The organism is Halobacterium bonnevillei (assembly GCF_009831555.1).
In the GTDB taxonomy this organism is placed as follows: Archaea; Halobacteriota; Halobacteria; order Halobacteriales; family Halobacteriaceae; genus Halobacterium; species Halobacterium bonnevillei.
Genome location: NZ_WUUU01000308.1, coordinates 1 through 1,741, shown reverse-complemented (window position 1 = coordinate 1,741; position 1,741 = coordinate 1). Strand labels below are relative to the sequence as shown.

1 protein-coding gene and 1 pseudogene are annotated in these 1,741 nt (G+C 70.7%); one reads left to right on the top strand and one right to left on the bottom strand.

What is annotated here, in order from left to right:
- Positions 1 to 371 (top strand): DUF7544 domain-containing protein (locus GRX66_RS18730; RefSeq protein WP_449271481.1); only part of this gene is annotated, 371 nt, incomplete at its 5' end.
- On the opposite strand, the pseudogene GRX66_RS18725 reads toward GRX66_RS18730, so the two are convergent.
- Positions 358 to 1,741: pseudogene (locus GRX66_RS18725) on the bottom strand (DEAD/DEAH box helicase); the annotation flags it as partial. The gene GRX66_RS18730 and the pseudogene GRX66_RS18725 overlap by 14 nt on opposite strands.

The following is a 1,741-nucleotide window of genomic DNA, read 5'->3' as shown; positions in this document are numbered from 1 at the left end:
TGGAGTTCACCACGGCGTTCGTCGTGCCGCTGATGGCCGAACACGGCGGCGGCGTGCTCGACGGCTGGCGGCGGTTCTACCCGACGCTCCGCGCGGAGTGGCAGCAGTTCGGCGTCTACGTGCTCCTGAAACTCGTCCTGCTGGTCGGCGCGGGGTTCGTGTTCGGCCTCGCGGGCGCCGTGCTGGCGGTGCCGCTCGGGTTGCTTTTCTTCGCCGGCGCGTTCACGGCCGTGGCGTTCGTCGCAGCAGGCCTCGCGGCCGTCGTCGGACTCGTGGCTCTCGCCGCGGTGAGCGTCCCCGTCGTGTCGTTCTTCCGGTACCACTCGCTGCGCACGCTGGACGCGTCGCCCGCAGCGTTCACGCTCCGGTGAGCGCGGCCAGCAGGTCGATCGCGAGGTCCTTGTCCAGCGGGTCGTTGGCGTTTCCGCACTGCGGGGACTGCACGCAGGCCGGACAGCCGTCCTCGCAGTCGCAGGCCTCGAGCATCGACAGCGTGCGCTCGGCGAGGGCAGTGATCGAGTCGAAGCCCGCGCGAGCGAGGCCGACGCCGCCCGGGTAGCCGTCGTAGATGAAAATCGTGGGACGGCCGGTGTGGAGGTGGACCGGAGTGGAGAGACCGCCGATGTCGCCGCGGTCGCAGAGCAACTCCGTCGGGAACATCGAGATCATCGCGTGCTCGGCGGCGTGAATCGCGCCCGGGAGGTCGCCGGCGTCCCGCAGCGCAGTTTCCACGTCCGGCGGCACCGTGTAGTAGAGCGCTTTCGTTTCGAGGGTCTGGGGCGGGAGGTCGACGGGCATCGTCCCGAGGGTCTCGCCGCGTTTCGCGTCGCGGCGCTCGTAGCCAGTGACCTGCTCGGTGAGCGTGACATCAGCGAACGTAACCGGGACGTCGTCGCGAGCGAGCGGCGCGTGAGTTTCGCGGTCTTCCCGGACGTCCATGTCCTTGTCCGTGAGCACGCGCGTGTAGTGGTCGGCCCACGTCGGCGAGAGTTCCGCGACGCAGGCGTCGAGGTCGAGGTCCGTGACTTCGTAGCGCTGGCCCTGCTGGTGGTAGATCGCGCCCGGGTGGGCGTCCCGGAGCGCGTCCGAGAACTCCAGGGACGCGATGGTGTCGCCGGCGGGGTCGAGCAACTGGACCTCGCGGTCGTCGATCGACCGCAGGCTCATCTCGTGTTGCGGGCTATCGTCGCCCGCGTACGTCCACCGCATCCCGTGCGGGGTGCTGCGGCGCTCGAGCACGCCCCGGCGTTCGAGTGTTCCGACGCGGTCCTTGAACCGCGGGAAGTACACGTCGTCATCCGGCGCCAGCCAGTTCTCGCGGGCGGCCGACGCGATGTGCGGGTCGAGCAGGTGTTCGTTCGCGGGGTCCACGATTGCGTCCTCGGGGTCGCCGTCGAACAGCGCGTCCGGGTGGGTCATCACGTACTGGTCGAGCTGGTCTTCGCCCGCGACCAGCACGACGGCAGCGGGGTCCGTGCCGCGGCCGGCGCGGCCCGCGCGCTGGAATGTGTTCATCTGTGTGCCGGGATAGCCGTCGAGGAGAACGGCGTCGAGGCCGCCGACGTCGACGCCGAGTTCCAGCGCGCTCGTCGACCAGACGCCGCGCAGGTCGCCGTCGTGGAGGTCGGCTTCGAGCGCGCGGCGGCGGTCGTCGGTGAGCGCCGCCTGGTAGGCCGCGATGCGGTCTGGCGAGGTCTCGCCTGCCCGCGGTCCGGAGGTCCTCGGCGGTCGCAGTGGCGTT